The following is a 19,483-nucleotide window of genomic DNA, read 5'->3' as shown; positions in this document are numbered from 1 at the left end:
AAGCATGAGTGCATACTTAAGCGCTTTTCATGCAAATAAATACCGCCGGCAGGGTAGAATACTTTGCCTTGTCGGCCTGATTAATGGCACGATAACTGCACCTGGTCCTGTAAAGATCCCCTATAAAAGACAGTCTGTTGAGGATAGTTATGAAAAAACTGGTGTTGTCTCTTTCTCTGGTTCTGGCTTTCTCCAGTGCTACCGCAGCATTTGCAGCCATTCCGCAAAAAATTCGTATCGGTACTGATCCTACTTATGCGCCGTTCGAATCGAAAAATGCCCAGGGTGAATTAGTCGGTTTTGATATCGATCTGGCTAAAGAGCTGTGCAAACGTATTAATACGCAATGTACTTTCGTGGAAAACCCGCTGGACGCGCTGATCCCTTCGCTAAAAGCGAAGAAAATCGATGCCATCATGTCCTCGCTTTCCATTACTGAAAAACGTCAGCAGGAAATCGCTTTTACTGACAAGCTTTATGCAGCCGACTCGCGTCTGGTTGTCGCTAAAGATTCAGCTATTCAGCCGACCATTGAGTCGCTGAAAGGTAAACGTGTTGGTGTGCTGCAGGGCACCACCCAGGAAACGTTCGGCAACGAACACTGGGCGCCAAAAGGTATTGAGATTGTCTCTTATCAGGGGCAGGACAATATCTATTCTGACCTGACTGCCGGGCGTATTGACGCCGCGTTCCAGGATGAAGTCGCGGCCAGCGAAGGCTTCCTGAAACAGCCAGTCGGTAAAGATTACAAATTTGGCGGTCCGTCTGTGAAAGACGAGAAGTTGTTCGGCGTGGGTACCGGTATGGGGCTGCGCAAAGACGATAACGAGCTGCGCGAAGCGCTGAACAAAGCCTTTGCCGAAATGCGAGCTGACGGTACTTACGAGAAGCTGGCGAAAAAGTACTTCGATTTTGATGTTTACGGCGGTTAATTACCGCAGGTGCTGATAAAGCCCGTAGATTTTTGACGCGTTGAATTTATGCCTGATGGCGCTGCGCTTATCAGGCCTACGGTGATTTTGTAGGCCGGATAAGGTAAAGCCGCCATCCGGCATTTAACGGTTAGTCTGAAATCAAAAGAGGCTTACTACTCCACCACACACGACAGGACAGGCAGCATGTTGTATGGCTTTTCAGGTGTTATTTTACAGGGCGCAATTGTTACGCTGGAGCTGGCACTCAGCTCGGTGGTACTGGCGGTTCTGATAGGTCTTGTCGGCGCGGGAGCTAAGCTGTCGCAAAGCCGGGCAATGGGGCTTATTTTCGAAGGGTACACAACCCTAATCCGCGGCGTGCCCGATCTGGTCTTAATGCTGCTCATCTTCTACGGATTACAAATCGCGCTGAATACCATTACCGATGCCATCGGTATCGGCCAGATTGATATCGATCCGATGGTTGCGGGCATTATCACCCTTGGATTTATCTACGGCGCCTACTTTACCGAAACTTTTCGCGGTGCGTTTATGGCTGTACCAAAAGGCCATATTGAAGCCGCGACGGCGTTTGGCTTTACCAGCTCACAAATATTTCGTCGCATTATGTTCCCGGCGATGATGCGTTATGCCTTACCGGGAATCGGTAATAACTGGCAGGTTATTCTTAAGGCTACGGCACTGGTGTCGCTGCTCGGCCTGGAAGACGTGGTGAAAGCGACCCAGCTTGCCGGGAAGAGTACCTGGGAGCCGTTCTATTTTGCCGTCGTGTGCGGGGTCATCTATCTGGTGTTTACCACTGTTTCTAATGGTGTGCTGCTGTACCTTGAGCGCCGCTATTCCGTGGGTGTGAAGAGGGCTGACCTGTGATCGAGATTATTCAGGAATACTGGAAGTCCCTGCTGTGGACCGACGGATATCGCTACACTGGCGTCGCTATCACCCTGTGGCTTTTGATTTCGTCAGTAGTGATGGGCGGAATACTTGCGCTCTTTTTGGCTATTGGCCGCGTTTCCAGTAATAAATTTATCCAGTTCCCTATCTGGCTGTTCACCTATATTTTTCGTGGCACGCCGCTGTACGTTCAGCTACTGGTGTTTTATTCCGGGATGTATACGCTGGAGATAGTCAAAGGCACGGACTTCCTCAACGCTTTTTTCCGCAGCGGGTTGAATTGCACCGTGCTGGCGCTGACGCTGAATACCTGCGCCTATACCACTGAGATTTTCGCCGGGGCTATCCGTTCCGTGCCTCACGGTGAGATTGAGGCTGCTCGCGCATACGGTTTCTCGTCATTCAAACTGTATCGATGCATTATTTTACCTTCCGCGCTGCGTATTGCGCTGCCGGCTTACAGCAATGAAGTCATTTTAATGCTGCACTCCACGGCGCTGGCGTTTACCGCAACGGTACCTGACCTGTTGAAAATCGCCCGCGATATCAACTCGGCAACGTATCAGCCGTTTACCGCCTTCGGTATTGCCGCTGTACTGTATTTGATTATTTCGTATTTCCTGATCAGTCTGTTCCGTAAAGCGGAAAAACGCTGGTTGCAGCATGTATCCTCTAAATGATTCGAGTAACACGATGTCTGAAAATAAATTAAACGTTATCGATTTACATAAGCACTACGGCGAACATGAAGTGCTGAAAGGGGTGTCGCTGCAGGCCAACGCGGGTGATGTTATCAGTATTATTGGCTCGTCAGGTTCCGGTAAAAGTACCTTCCTGCGCTGCATTAACTTTCTTGAGAAACCAAGCGCCGGGTCGATTATAGTCAGTGGTCAGAACATTGGTCTGGTGCGCGACAAAGACGGTCAGCTCAAGGTTGCGGACAAAAATCAGCTGCGCCTGCTGCGCACGCGTCTGACGATGGTCTTTCAGCACTTTAATCTGTGGAGCCACATGACGGTGCTGGAAAACGTCATGGAAGCGCCGATCCAGGTGTTGGGGCTGAGCAAACAGGAAGCCCGCGACCGTGCGGTGAAGTATCTGGCTAAAGTGGGCATTGATGAGCGCGCGCAGGGCAAATATCCGGTGCATCTGTCCGGTGGTCAGCAGCAGCGTGTTTCCATTGCCCGTGCGCTGGCGATGGAGCCGGAAGTGTTGCTGTTTGATGAACCTACGTCGGCACTAGATCCTGAGCTGGTGGGTGAAGTGCTGCGCATTATGCAACAGCTGGCCGAAGAGGGGAAAACCATGGTGGTGGTGACTCACGAAATGGGGTTTGCCCGTCATGTTTCCACGCACGTGATTTTCCTGCATCAGGGGAAAATTGAGGAAGAGGGCGACCCGGAGCAGGTATTCGGTAATCCGCAAAGTCCACGTTTGCAGCAGTTCCTCAAAGGTTCGTTGAAGTAAATCACCTGCCCGGAGGCGTTACGTTTTCCGGGCTTACAATTTTAGCGCGTCGCGCTCCAGCCGAAACACCCAGTCGTCGTAGGCGATGCCATCAATCTCATACGCCTTTTCCAGTACCTGGGTACGCACAAACCCCGTTTTTTCCAGAATACGAACAGAACCCTTATTCTCCGCGAGTGCGTAAGCGTTTATCGCAGTGACGTCCGTGCGCTCGAAAGCGTACTGGCACACTGCCGTCACGGCTTCGCTGGCAATCCCTTTCCCCTGAGCTTCTGGCAAAATGGCGTAGCCGAGGTCGGCCTCGTGTGGGTATAAATGGCTGATTTGCAGACCAATATCACCGAGAGGTGTTGATTTGTTATGCTCGCGGATGACAAAAGTATGCTGTGCAGCCAGACGTCTGGCGAATAACAGCCGCGTATCTTTCGCCGGGGCAATATCACCCATATAGCGCATGACTTCCGGGGATTCACGTAATCTCTGGAAAAATGACCAGTCAGAAAATTTAAATAAGGAGAGGGTAAGTCGGGGAGTCGAAATTATCGCCATAACGTCGCCATTGCGGAAATCTGGCCTATAACCTTACCACCACAACAGCGACCGTGAATAGAGCTACTGGATTATCGGATCACATCCGCCAGCGCTTCTTCTAAATCGTACCAGCGAAATGCAAAACCGGACGCTTCCAGGCGTTTGGGTAATGCGCGTTGACCACCAAGGACCAGTACTGAAGATTCCCCCATCAGCAGCCGCATAGCGGTGGCGGGAATGCGCAGAATGGCAGGGCGGTTTAGAGCGTGTCCCAGCGCGTGGGCAAACTGCTCATTGTGCACCGGGTATGGCGAAACCATATTGAAGGGACCGCGTAGATCATTATTCAGCAGCCAGATAATTCCGTTGACCATATCATCAACATGGATCCAGGCCATATACTGTCGTCCGTTACCGATTGGGCCGCCTAAGCCAAGACGAAATGGCGGGACCATTTTCGCCAGAATACCGCCAGCAGAGGCTAGTACCACGCCGGTACGCAGCATACACACGCGGGTTTTGTCGCTTTGCGCGGTGCTGGCAATTTGCTCCCAGCGGGCGCAGAGCTTATGGGTAAATTCGTTATGCGGTGGCTCTTCTTCCGTAACCACAACTTCGCCCAAATCGCCGTAGTAACCGATAGCGGAACCGGAGATTAACACTGAGGGCGGCGTCTCGCTGGCATTGATTAAATCGACCAGTTTCTGCGTAATGGCCCAACGGCTCTGGCACAGGCGTTCCTTTTGTTGTGCGCTCCAGCGCTTATCTGCAATAGGTTCTCCGGCAAGGTTAATCACGGCATCAATGTCATTGAGATGCTGCCGCTCTTCCAGTCCTTTCCATAACGTGACCCGAGAGTCGAGAATCTGACGAGCCTTATCAGGGGTACGTGTCACTACAATTATCTGATGCCCCAGTTCCAGCAGGCAGGGGATCAGATGACGTCCAATCAGGCCAGTACCGCCGGTAATCAGAATCTGCATGTCGCCTCCCGGGTTACGTTTTAGCGCTGCCAGCTCAGCGTCATAGAAACTGAGTCGGCGTAACGCAATGCGTGAAGTTTATCTATCTCCACTTCAGCATAAGTGACCCAGTGATGTTCGCGTGCGATATCGAGCACATCTTGAGTTAATTTTTCTAATAATGAGAAGCGGTTACCCTCCACGTGGGCAATGATGCTTTTGGTGATTGTGCGATAATTCAGCGCGTCGTTGATATCTTCGCTGGTACGGGCTTTGTCTGCCGGATAGTGAATGGCAATGTTGATGACGATATCCTGGCGGTTAAGGATCTCCTCTTCTTTGATGCCGATAAAAGTGCGCAGACGAAGGTTTTTTATACGAATAATAGCGTCAGGTTGTGACATTGCAGGTTTCCTCCATGTATGAACCTTTGCATGATACACGAGAACCGAATTGCGTCATCGCTTCTCGCTTTGTGCGTGCTGCATGGCGCGTTCAGTCGCGGGACGCGTACGGATGCGTTCGTGCCAGTTATTGACCGCCGGATAGTTGTCGAGGTCGATGCGCTGACGCTGATGGGCGTGGATCCACGGCCAGCTGGCAATGTCGGCAATGCTGTAGTGATCGCCTCCCAGCCAGGGTGACGATTCCAGACGTTTATTCATCACGTTGTACAGGCGCTGGGTTTCAACCTGGTATCTTTCAATGGCGTAAGGGATCGTTTGCGGAGCGTAATGACTGAAATGATGATTCTGCCCCAGCATAGGACCCAGACCGCTGACCTGCCAGAACAGCCACTGCAGCGTGGTGTGGCGTTCGCGTAATTCACCGCTGAGCAGCTTACCGCTCTTTTCCGCCAGATAGAGTAAAATTTCTCCGGACTCAAACAAGCTGATGGGCCTTCCGCCGTCCACCGGGGCATGATCGATAATGGCCGGGATTTTATTGTTCGGCGAGATCTGCAGAAAATCGGGGTGAAACTGGCTACCTTTGCTGATATCGACATGAATCAGACGGTATTGCAGCTGCGCCTCTTCAAGAAACAACGTGATTTTGTGACCGTTTGGCGATGGCGTGTAATAGAGATCGATCATTTTCAGCATCCGTTTTGTCATGAACCGGGTCATAACAAGTATAGAGCCTGTTGGCGTGCTTGAGTTTTCATCAAGTGACAGCGAGAGAAAGACTCTATATTTTGAAGGCAAGCTAATACACTTCAGAGGACATTATGAGCAAACCTGCAATTACGCTGTGGTCAGATGCCAATTTTTTCTCCCCTTACGTGCTGTCTGTTTATGTCGCTCTGCAAGAGAAAGGGCTGCCTTTTACGCTGAAAACTGTTGATCTCAACAGTGGCGAACATTTGCAACCTTCATGGCAAGGTTACGCCTTGACGCGCCGCGTGCCGGTTCTTGAGATCGATGGTTTTGAACTGAGCGAATCATCAGCGATTACGGAATTCCTGGAAGAGAGCTTCGCGCCGCCACAGTGGGAGCGTATCTATCCGCACGATGTGCAAAAACGCGCGCGGGCGCGCCAGGTTCAGGCGTGGATCCGCAGCGATTTAATGCCTATCCGTGAAGAACGCTCAACGGATGTCGTTTTTGCTGGCGTGAAGAAAGGACTGTTAAGCGAAGCGGGAAAAGCCAGTGCGGAAAAATTGTTCGCTACTGCCGGCAGTTTACTGAGCCACGGTAAGCAGAATTTATTTGGTGAATGGTGTATCGCTGACTGTGATTTAGCGCTAATGCTTAATCGCCTGGTCCTGAATGGCGATGAGGTTCCGGAAGCGCTTGCGGAATACGCCACCTTCCAGTGGCAGCGCGCTTCAGTACAGCGTTTTATCGCGCTTTCAGCGAAGCGTTCCTGCTGAAAAACGGGCCGTAATCCAGTATCATTACAAGGTACTTTTCAGCGAGGAGTGAGTGATGAAACTGATGTTCGCATCGGACATTCATGGTTCGTTGCCAGCCACGGAACGCGTACTCGAACGGTTTGCTGCAAGCGGTGCGCAATGGCTGGTGATATTGGGTGATGTTTTAAACCACGGGCCGCGTAATGCGCTTCCAGAAGGCTATGCACCTGCGCAGGTTGCAGAACGGCTGAATGAACAGGCATCGCGAATTATTGCGGTGCGTGGTAATTGCGACAGCGAAGTGGATCAGATGCTCCTGCATTTTCCGATGACTGCGCCGTGGCAGCAAATTCTGACAGAAAACCTGCGACTCTTTTTGACGCACGGACATCTTTTTGGCCCGCAAAATATGCCGGCGCTCAATGCGGGCGATGTTCTGGTTTATGGGCATACTCATCTGCCGGTTGCTGAGCTGCGCGAGGATATCTATTATTTCAATCCCGGCTCGGTAAGCATCCCTAAAGGGGGCTTTGCGGCAAGTTACGGGATCCTGGATGATAATGTTCTCAGCGTAATGGCACTCAATGATCAAAGTGTTATTGCACAGGTCGAGATTAATCCGTAATTTACCCCACAAACATAAACGCGCCGTAAGAGCGCCAGAAAAAAGAAGGTTTCCTGATGGTGGAACAGCGTCGTTTGGCAAGTACTGAATGGGTGGATATTGTGAATGAAGACAACGAAGTCATTGCACAGTCCAGCCGGGAACAAATGCGGGCGCAACGCTTACGCCATCGTGCAACGTATATCGTTGTGCATGATGGTATGGGCAAAATTCTGGTTCAACGTCGCACTGAGACAAAAGATTTTTTGCCCGGTATGCTGGATGCCACCGCAGGCGGTGTTGTTCAGGCTGACGAGCAGATGCTGGAATCAGCGCGCCGTGAAGCAGAAGAGGAACTGGGGATTGCGGGCGTGCCGTTTGCCGAGCATGGTCAGTTTTACTTCGAAGACCAGAACTGTCGCGTGTGGGGCGGGCTGTTTAGCTGTGTTTCCCACGGACCGTTCGCGCTGCAGGAAGAAGAAATTAGCGAAGTTTGCTGGCTGACGCCGGAAGAAATTACCGCGCGTTGCGACGAGTTCACTCCGGATTCGCTGAAAGCCCTGTCGCTGTGGATGACCCGCAACGCCAAAAATGAATCACTGAAGGAAGAAGAGACGGAATAAAACCTGAACCGCTATCGCAGCACTCTGAACGTTACGATAGCGGGCATCGACAGAGTTATGGAAGGGATATTGTTATTATCGTAGGGATGTAAAGTGTCCCGGGAGCTAAGGCATCCACATCGTTCACATACAGTTGAGCTTTAAGTCTAAGCAGGCCGTTGCCATTATAGTAATTTAAATATTTAGCAGGTACAGTACTGGGCTGTGTCACATCAATGTTAAATGCTACGTCCGAGCCACCCTGGTCCGTAAGATATTGTAAGGCAACACCCACGCCTCTGGAGGTACCCTGGGTATTAACGAGGGTGGAGGTATAGCTGTTAATTGCTTTTGTCTGATTATTGGAAAAATTGAGCACCAGATCGGATGTGGCATAGCAATTTTCCAGTTTGATATTAAATGGCGTATCGTTATAAGGCGGATAGGGCACTCTTTTCAGGATACTGTAATTGATGTCACCCAGGTTTACTGTTTGAGTATCAACGATAAATGCGGCACAGCCTACGGTCGCGATGGTCAGTGGGCCAGAAATATAGACGTCGAGCTCGCCACCTTTACCGGTTAAGTTTTGAAGAACGCCCACCTGCTGCCTGCTTGTAAAGAATTTTTTCCCGGATGCTTTCGCTGGGTCAAATGCTGAGGTTGTGTAAAAGTTGAGCGTGAAGGATACTGTGCCGTTTTCCATTTTCTTGTCGCTAAGATCACTGCACCCCCATCCGCTTGCGTAAGCCTGATTAATGCTGGTATCGGTAGACAGGCTAATCGTTGTTTTATTCCATGCGCTATAAGGGCCCTGTGGCGGCTTGGGCAGGTTTGCCTCCAGCGTAAAATAGAGTCCAGGGATAGAGGAATCAACCAGCCACCCTTTTTTATTGCTGCTGTCAACGGTGAACGTCGTTCCTGCCGGGGAAAACCGAACCGTTGCGGCATCACCTGCATTGACTGAGCCGTTTCCTTGAACCCAGTAAGTTATTGTGCTATTAGCTGATGTTTGTACAACAGAGGATGTATTTGCAAGAGGTGCTTGAACGGTTGCTGGGATATTGAGATCGGAGGTTGTTATCCCGTCCGAACTTGAGCCGGTACCTATTTTTATATAACAACCTGCAGCCCATACTGATTGTATAGGCATCGTCAATAGTAAAAGAATCATCCATAATTCGCGCATTGAAATTCCCATCAAAGAAAATAAATAATTCTGGATTGTAGCATAGGCTCTATGCTTTTTTATATTTTGGAGGGAAAGTTTGAGAGTATTTTTATATAAACAAAACTATATCTTATTAATATTTAATTAGATGTGTGTGTATTTAAAATATCTTAATTTTAAAATTAGTTATTCTAAATAATAAGAACCCCTATTTCATCACTTCTGCGTATTAATACCTGTGGCTGCTCTCAATCTGTACACAGGCATCCACTGTGGTGGAGAGGCGTGCGATGACCTGATCCTGCAATTCGCTGAAGTTGTGAATGGCGTCAGAATATGTTCGCAGGTGGAAGGGAGAAAAAAACCGGGAATAGTCGCTATTACCGGTTTGAAATACGGGATGTGTGCCGGATTATTACCCGGCACACTCGGCAGATTATTGCTGCTGCTGGGAAGACTGGATCGCGGTCAGTGCAATGGTATAGACGATATCGTCTACCAGCGCGCCACGAGACAGGTCGTTCACCGGCTTGCGCATACCCTGCAGCATCGGCCCGATGGAGATCAGGTCGGCAGAACGCTGTACCGCTTTGTAGGTGGTGTTACCGGTGTTCAGATCCGGGAAGATGAACACGGTAGCGCGACCTGCAACCGGAGAGTTCGGCGCTTTGGATTTCGCAACGTCAGCCATAACGGCGGCGTCGTACTGCAGTGGGCCGTCGATCATCAGGTCAGGACGTTTTTCCTGCGCCAGACGAGTCGCTTCACGAACTTTCTCTACGTCGCTACCTGCACCAGAGGTACCGGTGGAGTAGGAGAGCATCGCAACGCGCGGTTCGATACCGAAGGCAATCGCGGATTCAGCGGACTGAATAGCGATTTCTGCCAGCTGTTCTGCGGTTGGATCCGGGTTGATCGCGCAGTCGCCGTAAACGTAAACCTGATCCGGCAGCAGCATGAAGAACACAGAAGACACCAGGGAACTACCCGGTGCAGTTTTGATCAGCTGCAGCGGTGGACGAATGGTGTTCGCAGTAGTGTGAACGGCACCGGAAACCAGTCCGTCAACGTCGTCCTGTTCCAGCATCAGGGTACCGAGAACGACGTTGTCTTCCAGCTGTTCGCGGGCAACGGTTTCGGTCATGCCTTTGTTCTTACGCAGTTCGACCAGACGAGCAACGTAGCTTTCGCGAACCACATCTGGATCAACGATTTCTACGCCAGCGCCAAGTTCAACGCCCTGAGAGGCCGCAACGCGGGTGATCTCATCCGGGTTACCCAGCAGTACGCAGGTTGCGATACCACGTTCAGCACAGATGGCTGCCGCTTTAACGGTACGCGGTTCGTCGCCTTCCGGCAGAACAACGCGTTTGCCCGCTTTACGTGCCAGCTCGGTCAACTGATAACGGAACGCTGGTGGAGACAGACGACGGCTGCGCTCAGATGTTGCGGTCAGAGATTCAATCCAGTCAGCGTTGATGAAGTTAGCAACGTATTCCTGAACTTTTTCGATACGCTCGTGATCGTCAACCGGAACTTCCAGGTTGAAGCTCTGCAGGCTCAGAGAGGTCTGCCAGGTGTTGGTGTTTACCATGAATACCGGCAGGCCGGTTTCGAATGCACGTTCGCACAGTTTGGTAATGCGCGCGTCCATTTCGTAGCCGCCGGTCAGCAGCAGGGCGCCAATTTCTACGCCGTTCATCGCTGCCAGGCATGCAGCAACCAGCACGTCCGGACGGTCAGCGGAGGTCACCAGCAGGGAACCTGCGCGGAAGTGTTCCAGCATGTGCGGAATGCTGCGTGCGCAGAAAGTCACAGACTTCACGCGACGGGTATTGATATCGCCTTCGTTTACGATGGTGGCGTTCAGGTGACGCGCCATATCGATTGCACGGGTAGCGATCAGATCGAAGCTCCATGGCACCGCGCCCAGAACCGGCAGCGGGCTGGATTCTTGCAGTTTAGCCGGATCAACTTTGATCACTTTCGCTTTGGAAGAGTCGTCGAAAATCTCGGACAGATCCGGGCGAGTACGGCCCTGCTCATCAACCGGTGCGTTCAGTTTGTTAACGATTACGCCGGTGATGTTGGTGTTTTTCGCGCCACCGAAGCTGCTGCGAGTCAGTTCAATACGCTCGTTCAGTTGTTCCGGGGTATCGGTGCCCTGAGACATAACGAAGACGATTTCTGCATTCAGCGTTTTCGCGATTTCGTAGTTCAGAGACTGCGCGAACTGATGTTTACGGGTTGGGACCAGGCCTTCAACCAGGACAACTTCAGCGTCTTTAGTGTTCGCGTGGTAGTTCGCGATGATCTCTTCCATCAGCACATCTTTCTGATTGCTGGACAGCAGAGATTCAACGTGGCTCATCTTCAGCGGCTCAGCGGCTGGCAGAGAAGAGTTAGCACGGACGATGCTGGTAGTCTGGTCTGGCGCATCGCCACCGGCACGCGGTTGAGCGATCGGCTTGAAGACGCTCAGACGAACGCCTTTGCGTTCCATTGCGCGGATCACGCCAAGGCTGACGCTGGTCAGACCGACGCTGGTTCCGGTAGGGATCAGCATAATAATACGGGACACGGTTTATCCTCTTTCGTTACCGCCCGTTTCAGGCGGGTTACAAAACAGCACCGCCAGCTAGGCTGGCGGTGTGAAATCAGGCGGTCAGACGGCTCGCGTCTTGCGCGATAACCAGTTCTTCGTTGGTTGGGATAACCACCGCAGGACGGGTACCTTCTTTGTTGATGAAACCAGATTTGCCGAAACGTGCGGCCAGGTTACGTTCGTGGTCTACTTCAAAGCCCAGAACGCCCAGTTTGCCCAGAGACAGTTCACGAACCATCGCGGCGTTTTCACCGATACCACCGGTGAAGACAACGGCATCCAGACGACCATCCATCAGCGCAGTGTAAGAACCGATGTATTTCGCCAGACGGTGGCAGTAAACGTCCATTGCACGTTTAGCGTCTTCTTTAGTCGCGTAGTTATCTTCAACATAGCGGCAGTCGCTGGTGACTTCGGTCAGACCCAGCAGGCCGGACTCTTTGGTCAGCATTTTGTTGATCTGGTCAACGCTCATGCCCAGGGTGTCGTGCAGGTGGAAGATGATCGCCGGGTCGATGTCACCGGAACGCGTACCCATCACCAGACCTTCCAGTGGGGTCAGACCCATGGAGGTATCAACACATTTACCGTTACGGATAGCAGATACAGAACCGCCGTTGCCCAGGTGGCAAGTGATGATGTTCAGCTCATCAACCGGTTTGTTCAGCACTTTAGCCGCTTCCTGAGTGACGAAGAAGTGGCTGGTACCGTGCGCGCCGTAACGACGAACGCCATGTTCTTTGTACAGGCTGTACGGCAGGGCGTAGAGGTAAGATTCTTCCGGCATAGTCTGATGGAACGCGGTGTCGAATACGGCCACGTTTTTGTCTTTCAGATTCGGGAAGGATTTCAGCGCTTCAGCGATACCGATCAGGTGTGCAGGGTTGTGCAGCGGTGCAAAAGAGGCTGCATCTTTGATACCCTGAATAACGGAATCGTCGATAACTACAGAGCCGGTGTATTTTTCGCCGCCGTGAACAACACGGTGACCAATCGCAGTCAGCTGAGCAGACAGTTCTGGTTTTTGTGCCAGAATAGTATTAACGATAAAATTCAGCGCTTCACTGTGAGCGGCGCCTGCACCTAAAGCCGCTTCTTGTTTACCGCCATCCATTTTCCATTTGATACGTGCTTCTGGGAGATGGAAACATTCGGCTAAACCAGAAAGGTATTCTTCACCGTTTACTGCATCGATGATGGCAAATTTCAGTGAGGAGCTACCGCAGTTCAGAACCAGTACTAACTTACTCGACATGGAAGTACCTATTTATGATACGTGGCTAAAAAAACGTCAGGGAGTCATAGAGCGTAGCGCATGATGACACCGACGTTTATGATTAACATCATGCGCCATGGTCTTTTTGGGCACGATGGAATAAATACCTTTGAGTCTATGTCATTTTGCGTATTTTTCAGCCAATGGCATACTATGTGTCAATTTGACGACTCAATGATTTTGGACTAAAGGCCTTACAGGCCGGCACAGGATACCTGAATGTGGGTATCAAAGACAAAATGTTTTGAACGATGTCCCTTGTAGTTGTTGTTTTGCACAAATTTTTTAATTTTTATATGTGAAGTTGAGGTAACCGCCATGTCGACACCGGATAATCGTTCCGTCAATTTTTTTAGCTTGTTTCGCCGGGGGCAGCACTACGCGAAGACGTGGCCAATGGAAAAGCGCCTCGCGCCCGTGTTTGTAGAGAACCGCGTGATCCGTATGACACGTTACGCAATCCGTTTTATGCCGCCTATCGCCGTCTTCACCTTATGCTGGCAAATTGCGCTAGGGGGACAGTTGGGACCGGCCGTGGCGACCGCGCTGTTTGCGCTCAGCCTGCCGATGCAAGGCATGTGGTGGCTGGGTAAACGTTCCGTAACGCCGCTGCCGCCTTCAATACTCAACTGGTTCTACGAAGTTCGGGGTAAATTGCAAGAAGCCGGGCAGGCGCTCTCTCCGGTAGAAGGAAAGCCGGATTACCAGGCGCTGGCTGACACGCTTAAGCGCGCCTTCAAACAACTGGATAAAACTTTCCTTGATGATTTGTAATTGACCCCTGATTACGCATATAAAAGAAGGCACAAGATGCCTTCTTTTTTTTCATCGCAGTAGTAGTGATACAGGAGTCCCAAATGGAAATGACCAACGCTCAACGTCTGATTTTGTCGAATCAGTACAAAATGATGACTATGCTCGACCCAACTAACGCCGAGCGTTATCGTCGTTTGCAGACGATTATTGAACGCGGTTACGGCTTGCAGATGCGTGAGCTGGATCGTGAGTTTGGTGAACTGACGGAAGAAACCTGTCGTACGATTATCGATATTATGGAGATGTATCACGCATTACATGTGTCCTGGACTAATCTTAAGGATGCACAGGCTATTGATGAGCGCCGCGTGACTTTCCTCGGTTTTGACGCCGCAACGGAAGCCCGTTTCCTCGGATACGTTCGCTTTATGGTGAATGTGGAAGGTCGCTATACCCACTTTGATGCGGGTACGCATGGCTTCAACGCCCAGACCCCGATGTGGGAAAAATATCAGCGTATGTTGAACGTCTGGCACTCTTGCCCGCGCCAGTATCACCTGAGCGCGAATGAAATTAACCAAATCATTAATGCCTGAGGGGGCGAGCGTGCAGTGCAAAGGTTTTCTGTTTGATCTGGATGGAACGCTGGTCGATTCCTTACCCGCAGTAGAACGTGCGTGGTGCAACTGGGCCGATCGTTTTGGCCTCGATCACGCCGAGGTGCTCGGCTTTATTCATGGCAAGCAGGCCATTACCTCCCTGCGACACTTTATGGTGGGCAAATCTGAGGCAGAGATCGCCGCGGAGTTTACCCGTCTGGAGCAGATCGAAGCGACGGAAACCGCCGGAATCACTGCGCTGCCTGGGGCTGTTGATTTACTCAACCATCTCAATAAAGCGGGTATTCCATGGGCAATTGTGACCTCCGGCTCTATGCCGGTCGCACGGGCGCGCCATCGTGTTGCTGGGCTTCCTGCTCCTGAAGTGTTTGTCACCGCCGAGCGGGTAAAAAGAGGGAAACCAGAGCCAGACGCGTATCTGTTAGGCGCTCAGCTTCTGGGCCTGGCGCCGCAGGAATGTGCCGTGGTGGAAGATGCCCCCGCCGGGGTGCTTTCAGGACTGGCAGCTGGGTGTCATGTCATCGCGGTCAACGCGCCAGCGGATACGCCGCGTCTGAACGAGGTTGATTTTTCGCTGACCAGTCTGGAACATATTTCTGTGACCAAACAACCCAACGGAAATGTGGTCGTTATAAGAAATACCTGATCATGATTTAGCCCCAGATTGTTGGGGCTTTTTTATGGCAGAATCAGTCCATCCCTCTCATTTAACAAGGATATGTTGTGAACGGTGAATTGATATGGGTTCTCTCATTGCTGGCGATTGCCGTCGTCTTGTTTGCAACTGGCAGAGTGCGTATGGACGCGATCGCTTTGCTGGTCATTATTGCCTTTGTTCTGAGTGGAACATTGAGCATCACAGAAGCTTTTTCCGGATTCAGCGATCCTAACGTTATTTTGATAGCGGCTTTATTCATTATCGGTGACGGCCTCGTGCGTACCGGTGTGGCGACAGTAATGGGCGCCTGGCTGGTGAAGGTCGCCGGTAGCAGTGAAGTCAAAATGCTGGTGTTGCTGATGATAACCGTAGCTGGACTCGGTGCATTCATGAGTTCGACCGGTGTGGTCGCCATCTTTATTCCGGTTGTCTTAAGTGTTTCCATGCGCATGGAAATTTCCCCTTCACGCCTGATGATGCCGCTAAGTTTTGCCGGCTTGATAAGCGGCATGATGACGCTGGTGGCAACGCCGCCAAACCTGGTCGTCAACAGTGAACTGTTACGTGAAGGACTTAATGGTTTTAGCTTTTTTAGCGTAACCCCACTGGGATTGGTGGTGTTGGTACTTGGCATAATTTATATGCTGGTGATGCGTTTTATGCTGAAAGGTGAAGACTCCGGGCAGCCGGGCGACGGCTGGAAGCGCCGGACTTTTCGCGATCTGATTAAAGAATATCGCCTGACCGGGCGCGCGCGTCGCCTGGCGATTCGCCCGGGTTCTCCTATGATAGGCCAGCGTCTGGACGACCTGAAACTGCGTGAGCGCTACGGGGCAAACGTGATTGGCGTGGAGCGCTGGCGTCGCTTTCGTCGCGTGATCGTTGACGTAAACGGGGTTTCTGAGTTTCGTGCTCGTGACGTATTGCTGATTGATATGTCTGCGGCCGATGTCGACCTGCGTGAATTTTGCGCTGAGCAACTGTTGGAACCGATGGTGCTGCGTGGAGAATACTTCTCCGAGCAGGCACTTGATGTGGGCATGGCCGAAATCTCTCTGATCCCTGAGTCGGAATTGATCGGCAAAACGGTACGGGAAATCGCTTTTCGTACGCGTTACGGGCTGAATGTCGTTGGGCTGAAGCGCGATGGTACGGCGCTGGCCGGGGCGGTGGTTGATGAGCCGCTGTTGATGGGCGATATCATTTTAGTGGTGGGCAACTGGAAGCTGATCACGCTGCTTGGACAAAAAGGGCGCGATTTTGTGGTGCTAAATATGCCTGTGGAAGTCAGTGAAGCTTCTCCGGCGCACAGCCAGGCGCCGCATGCGATTTTCTGTCTGGTACTGATGGTCGCGTTAATGCTCACCGATGAAATCCCTAATACGGTTGCCGCGATTATCGCTTGTTTGCTGATGGGAAAATTCCGCTGCATCGATGCCGAAAGCGCCTACAAAGCCATTCACTGGCCAAGCATTATTTTGATTGTCGGGATGATGCCTTTTGCGCTGGCGTTACAGAAAACGGGCGGCGTCGATCTGGTGGTGAAAGGGCTAATGGACGTTGGTGGTGGGTACGGCCCGTATATGATGCTGGGCTGCCTGTTCGTGCTGTGCGCGACCATTGGGTTATTTATCTCTAACACCGCGACGGCGGTACTGATGGCGCCGATTGCGCTGGCGGCGGCAAAGTCGATGGGCGTTTCGCCGTATCCGTTTGCGATGGTGATTGCGATGGCGGCTTCCGCAGCCTTTATGACGCCAGTGTCTTCCCCGGTAAACACACTGGTGCTCGGGCCGGGTAACTACACCTTTAGCGACTTCGTGAAGATTGGCGTACCGTTTACGGTGATTGTCATGGCAGTGTGCGTGGTGATGATCCCGATGCTGTTCCCGTTTTGACCGCCGCAGTAAACGCCTGATGGCGCTGCGCTTATCAGGCCTACGGATATCACGTTACCTGTAGGCCGGATAAGGCGTTAGCCGCCATCCGGCAAAATCGTTTAAAGCGGTGAATCCTGGCTGATTTCATCTAATGAAAGGTGAAAGCTTGGGACAAACACGTCCATAAAGTAGTCCATCTCTTCGCTGCGTCGTGACTCCAGCGTTTTTTCCAGACGTGTTTTCGCCAGCAGAAATTCGTTGTTACCGGCGGAGAGTTCTTCCAGGCACTTCAGATACGCGCACAGGGCATCGGCCTGTTTAACAATCGATCTTTCTTCTTCACTCAAGGCATGTTCATCAATGAGCGGTGCAAAAATATCGCGCAACTCATCGGGAACCATATCGACCAGTTTTTGCTGGGCAATTTTCTCTATCGCTTTATATTCCTGAGCAATCTGCGAGTTGAAATATTTCACTGGGGTAGGGAGATCGCCGGTTAACACCTCTGACGCATCGTGATACATCGCCAGCAGGGCAATACGCTCAGCATTTACCTGACCACTAAATTTACGGTTTTTGATCGCGGCCAGCGCATGAGCAACCATGGCAACCTGCAGACTGTGTTCGGACACGTTTTCGGTGCGCACGTTGCGCATCAGCGGCCAGCGGTTAATGAGTTTCAGACGGGAGAGGTGGGCAAAAAAGTGGCTCTGCTTCATAACGACCCTTACTCAGTGACTTCAGTAACGGTATTTTGCGCAGAGAGTGCTACCGGATGCAAACCCGGTAGCACTTTGCGTGGTTACAGCTGGCGATACCCTGACAGGAAACGCTCAAATTTACTCAACGACATTTCGATATCATCAATTCGCGGCAGCGTAACGATGCGGAAATGATCCGGCCACGGCCAGTTGAATGCCGTCCCCTGGACCAGCAGTACTTTTTCCTGCAACAGGAAGTCGAGCACCATCTTCTGGTCGTCATGAATATTGAAGCGCTTGGCGTCAATTTTCGGGAACATATACAGTGCACCGCGCGGTTTTACGCAAGAGACGCCAGGAATATCATTGAGCAGTTCCCAGGCGCGGTTACGTTGCTCATACAGACGTCCGCCAGGCATGATGAATTCGCTGATGCTCTGATATCCGCCCAGCGCGGTCTGAATGGCATGTTGTGCAGGGACGTTCGCACACAGGCGCATAGAAGCCAGCATCTCAAGGCCTTCGATATACCCTTTGGCATGTTTCTTCGGTCCGTTCAGTACCATCCAGCCCTGACGGAAACCGGCAACACGATAGGTTTTTGACAGGCCGTTAAAGGTAATAGTCAGCAGATCCGGGGCCATTGCCGCTATCGAGTGGTGCTCGGCGTCATCGTAGAGAATTTTGTCGTAAATCTCATCTGCAAAGATGATGAGGTTGTTCTGGCGAGCAATCTCAACAATCTCCATCAGCAGCTCTTTAGAATAAACAGCGCCGGTTGGGTTGTTGGGGTTGATAATGACGATCCCACGCGTACGCGGCGTAATTTTGGCGCGGATATCATCCAGGTCCGGGAACCAGTCTGATGATTCATCACACAGGTAGTGCACGGCATTACCACCAGAGAGCGAAACCGCCGCCGTCCACAGTGGATAATCAGGTGCAGGAACCAGCATTTCGTCCCCACTGTTCAGCAATGCCTGCATGGCCTGCACAATCAATTCGGATACGCCGTTACCGATATAGATATCTTCTACGGTTACATCGCGCATCCCGCGGGCCTGGTAATGCTGCATGATTGCTTTGCGGGCTGAATAAAGGCCTTTGGAATCGCAATATCCTTGCGCAGTTGGCAAATTGCGGATCACATCCACTAAAATTTCATCTGGTGCTTCAAACCCGAAAGGCGCAGGGTTGCCGATATTCAGTTTCAGAACTTTGTTGCCTTCTTCTTCCAGGCGCTTTGCTTCCTTCAGAACCGGGCCGCGAATGTCATAACAAACGTTTTCTAATTTGCTGGATTTTTCAATGGGGGACATGAACGTTGACCTTTTTAGCTGTGAATGCCACTCCCTGCCGTGGAAGTCAGCCCAGCACAATGTACTCCCACGACGGTGAGTTTTGAAGGGTCTTTAGTAGAAGATTTTGGAAAGCAGGAGGACGATAATTAACTTTTAATAACTAAATTATGCAATTATTACAGTGTAATAATCTGGATTGTTGTGTTTTTTATGGTTTATGTTTTGCTTTGTTGGCTTTGGTATGGTGATTTGTCTGGTCGAAAAAAGTTACCCCTATAAAACAAAATGCAGTCGATATCTGTGTGATACGGCGCGATTCGAAAATACTGAGGTTTCATCAACGAATTCTGTTATCGGTCTGATCCCTACGTGATACGGTGTGAATCCATTGTTAAGCATAATTAATGAATTGAGAGATTCTTAATTAATTATTATTTATTATTTAAACGACATCAAATTGAGTGGGCTAATAATACGAAAACCGTTGCACTGACATAACACCAATTCGCCCGGAATTATTCGCAATAACACTTATAAATATAGTGGTTTTAGGTTAAGATAACTCCTATGAAATGGTTTGTAGTACGAGTTTTACGATAATTCAAATGTTTGTTGGTTGTTCATAACATACTGAAAAGTTAGTTTTTAATGTGTAAATTATTGTT

20 protein-coding genes are annotated in these 19,483 nt (G+C 50.9%); 11 read left to right on the top strand and 9 right to left on the bottom strand.

Annotated elements, in window-relative coordinates:
* Positions 1-149 precede the first annotated feature (149 nt).
* From hisJ to hisP, 4 genes are all read left to right on the top strand, one after another.
* Positions 150-932, top strand: coding sequence for a histidine ABC transporter substrate-binding protein HisJ (gene hisJ / locus SK34_RS04300; protein ID WP_003028120.1), 783 nt, complete (start codon positions 150-152; stop codon positions 930-932).
* 186 nt (positions 933-1,118) lie between these two features.
* A complete protein-coding gene (locus SK34_RS04295; RefSeq protein WP_016150709.1) occupies positions 1,119-1,805 on the top strand; it encodes a histidine ABC transporter permease HisQ in 687 nt (228 codons plus the stop codon).
* Positions 1,802-2,509, top strand: coding sequence for a histidine ABC transporter permease HisM (gene hisM, locus SK34_RS04290; RefSeq protein ID WP_003839329.1), 708 nt, complete (start codon positions 1,802-1,804; stop codon positions 2,507-2,509). The genes SK34_RS04295 and hisM overlap by 4 nt, the downstream gene beginning before the upstream one ends.
* 13 nt (positions 2,510-2,522) lie before the next feature.
* On the top strand, positions 2,523-3,296 hold the full coding sequence (gene hisP / locus SK34_RS04285; protein WP_003839331.1) for a histidine ABC transporter ATP-binding protein HisP: 774 nt from the start codon (positions 2,523-2,525) through the stop codon (positions 3,294-3,296).
* Positions 3,297-3,329: 33 nt separating this feature from the next.
* Here the strand turns inward: hisP and SK34_RS04280 are convergent, their stop codons facing one another.
* The 4 genes from SK34_RS04280 to yfcG form a co-directional block, all read right to left on the bottom strand.
* The gene (locus SK34_RS04280; protein ID WP_071524309.1) at positions 3,330-3,845 is read right to left on the bottom strand and encodes a GNAT family N-acetyltransferase; all 516 of its coding nucleotides are present in this window, start codon (positions 3,843-3,845) and stop codon (positions 3,330-3,332) included.
* A 71-nt stretch (positions 3,846-3,916) separates the two neighbouring features.
* Entirely contained in the window at positions 3,917-4,810 is an 894-nt protein-coding gene (locus tag SK34_RS04275) for a TIGR01777 family oxidoreductase (RefSeq protein WP_048232447.1), read from the bottom strand.
* 20 nt (positions 4,811-4,830) lie between these two features.
* The gene (folX, locus tag SK34_RS04270) at positions 4,831-5,193 is read right to left on the bottom strand and encodes a dihydroneopterin triphosphate 2'-epimerase (protein ID WP_003028107.1); all 363 of its coding nucleotides are present in this window, start codon (positions 5,191-5,193) and stop codon (positions 4,831-4,833) included.
* Between the two features lie 54 nt (positions 5,194-5,247).
* Positions 5,248-5,883, bottom strand: a complete 636-nt coding sequence (gene yfcG / locus SK34_RS04265) for a GSH-dependent disulfide bond oxidoreductase (RefSeq protein ID WP_003845076.1) — start codon at positions 5,881-5,883, stop codon at positions 5,248-5,250.
* 134 nt (positions 5,884-6,017) lie between these two features.
* On the opposite strand from yfcG, the gene yfcF reads away from it, so the two are divergent.
* Genes yfcF through yfcD form a run of 3 tightly spaced genes read left to right on the top strand, consistent with a single transcriptional unit; the run spans position 6,018 to position 7,871 of the window.
* Positions 6,018-6,662 (top strand): glutathione transferase, encoded by a 645-nt coding sequence (gene yfcF / locus SK34_RS04260; RefSeq protein ID WP_048232445.1) that lies wholly within the window; start codon positions 6,018-6,020, stop codon positions 6,660-6,662.
* Positions 6,663-6,717: 55 nt separating this feature from the next.
* Positions 6,718-7,269 carry a phosphodiesterase gene (yfcE, locus tag SK34_RS04255; protein ID WP_044714050.1) on the top strand — a complete coding sequence of 184 codons (552 nt, stop codon included), beginning with the start codon at positions 6,718-6,720 and terminating at the stop codon, positions 7,267-7,269.
* Between the two features lie 56 nt (positions 7,270-7,325).
* Positions 7,326-7,871 (top strand): NUDIX hydrolase YfcD, encoded by a 546-nt coding sequence (yfcD, locus tag SK34_RS04250; RefSeq protein WP_044714048.1) that lies wholly within the window; start codon positions 7,326-7,328, stop codon positions 7,869-7,871.
* A gap of 55 nt (positions 7,872-7,926) precedes the next feature.
* Here yfcD and SK34_RS04245 read toward each other — a convergent pair whose 3' ends face one another.
* From SK34_RS04245 to ackA, 3 genes are all read right to left on the bottom strand, one after another.
* The gene (locus SK34_RS04245; RefSeq protein WP_048232443.1) at positions 7,927-9,039 is read right to left on the bottom strand and encodes a fimbrial protein; all 1,113 of its coding nucleotides are present in this window, start codon (positions 9,037-9,039) and stop codon (positions 7,927-7,929) included.
* 418 nt (positions 9,040-9,457) lie between these two features.
* On the bottom strand, positions 9,458-11,602 hold the full coding sequence (gene pta / locus SK34_RS04240; protein WP_003028094.1) for a phosphate acetyltransferase: 2,145 nt from the start codon (positions 11,600-11,602) through the stop codon (positions 9,458-9,460).
* A gap of 76 nt (positions 11,603-11,678) precedes the next feature.
* Positions 11,679-12,881, bottom strand: coding sequence for an acetate kinase (ackA, locus tag SK34_RS04235; protein ID WP_003028092.1), 1,203 nt, complete (start codon positions 12,879-12,881; stop codon positions 11,679-11,681).
* Positions 12,882-13,220: 339 nt separating this feature from the next.
* Between ackA and yfbV the strand changes: the two genes are divergently transcribed.
* From yfbV to SK34_RS04215, 4 genes are all read left to right on the top strand, one after another.
* Positions 13,221-13,676, top strand: a complete 456-nt coding sequence (gene yfbV / locus SK34_RS04230) for a terminus macrodomain insulation protein YfbV (RefSeq protein WP_003028087.1) — start codon at positions 13,221-13,223, stop codon at positions 13,674-13,676.
* An 83-nt stretch (positions 13,677-13,759) separates the two neighbouring features.
* Positions 13,760-14,254: a YfbU family protein gene (locus SK34_RS04225; protein ID WP_003028086.1), complete on the top strand. Its 495-nt coding sequence runs from the start codon at positions 13,760-13,762 to the stop codon at positions 14,252-14,254.
* Positions 14,247-14,924, top strand: coding sequence for a sugar phosphatase (locus tag SK34_RS04220; protein WP_085951580.1), 678 nt, complete (start codon positions 14,247-14,249; stop codon positions 14,922-14,924). Before SK34_RS04225 ends, SK34_RS04220 begins: the two co-directional genes overlap by 8 nt.
* Before the next feature lie 77 nt (positions 14,925-15,001).
* Positions 15,002-16,834: an SLC13 family permease gene (locus SK34_RS04215; protein ID WP_003845084.1), complete on the top strand. Its 1,833-nt coding sequence runs from the start codon at positions 15,002-15,004 to the stop codon at positions 16,832-16,834.
* A 101-nt stretch (positions 16,835-16,935) separates the two neighbouring features.
* On the opposite strand, the gene yfbR is transcribed toward SK34_RS04215, so the two are convergent.
* Complete coding sequence (yfbR, locus tag SK34_RS04210; protein ID WP_048232442.1) at positions 16,936-17,535, bottom strand: 5'-deoxynucleotidase; 600 nt, start codon at positions 17,533-17,535, stop codon at positions 16,936-16,938.
* A gap of 83 nt (positions 17,536-17,618) precedes the next feature.
* Positions 17,619-18,836, bottom strand: a complete 1,218-nt coding sequence (gene alaA, locus SK34_RS04205) for an alanine transaminase AlaA (protein ID WP_003028082.1) — start codon at positions 18,834-18,836, stop codon at positions 17,619-17,621.
* Positions 18,837-19,483 lie beyond the last annotated feature (647 nt).

The sequence above is a fragment of the Citrobacter sp. MGH104 genome (assembly GCF_001034485.1).
GTDB classification, from domain to species: Bacteria; Pseudomonadota; Gammaproteobacteria; order Enterobacterales; family Enterobacteriaceae; genus Citrobacter; species Citrobacter freundii.
Note: the sequence above shows the minus strand (reverse complement) of the source record. Positions and strands in the feature narration are given on the sequence as shown.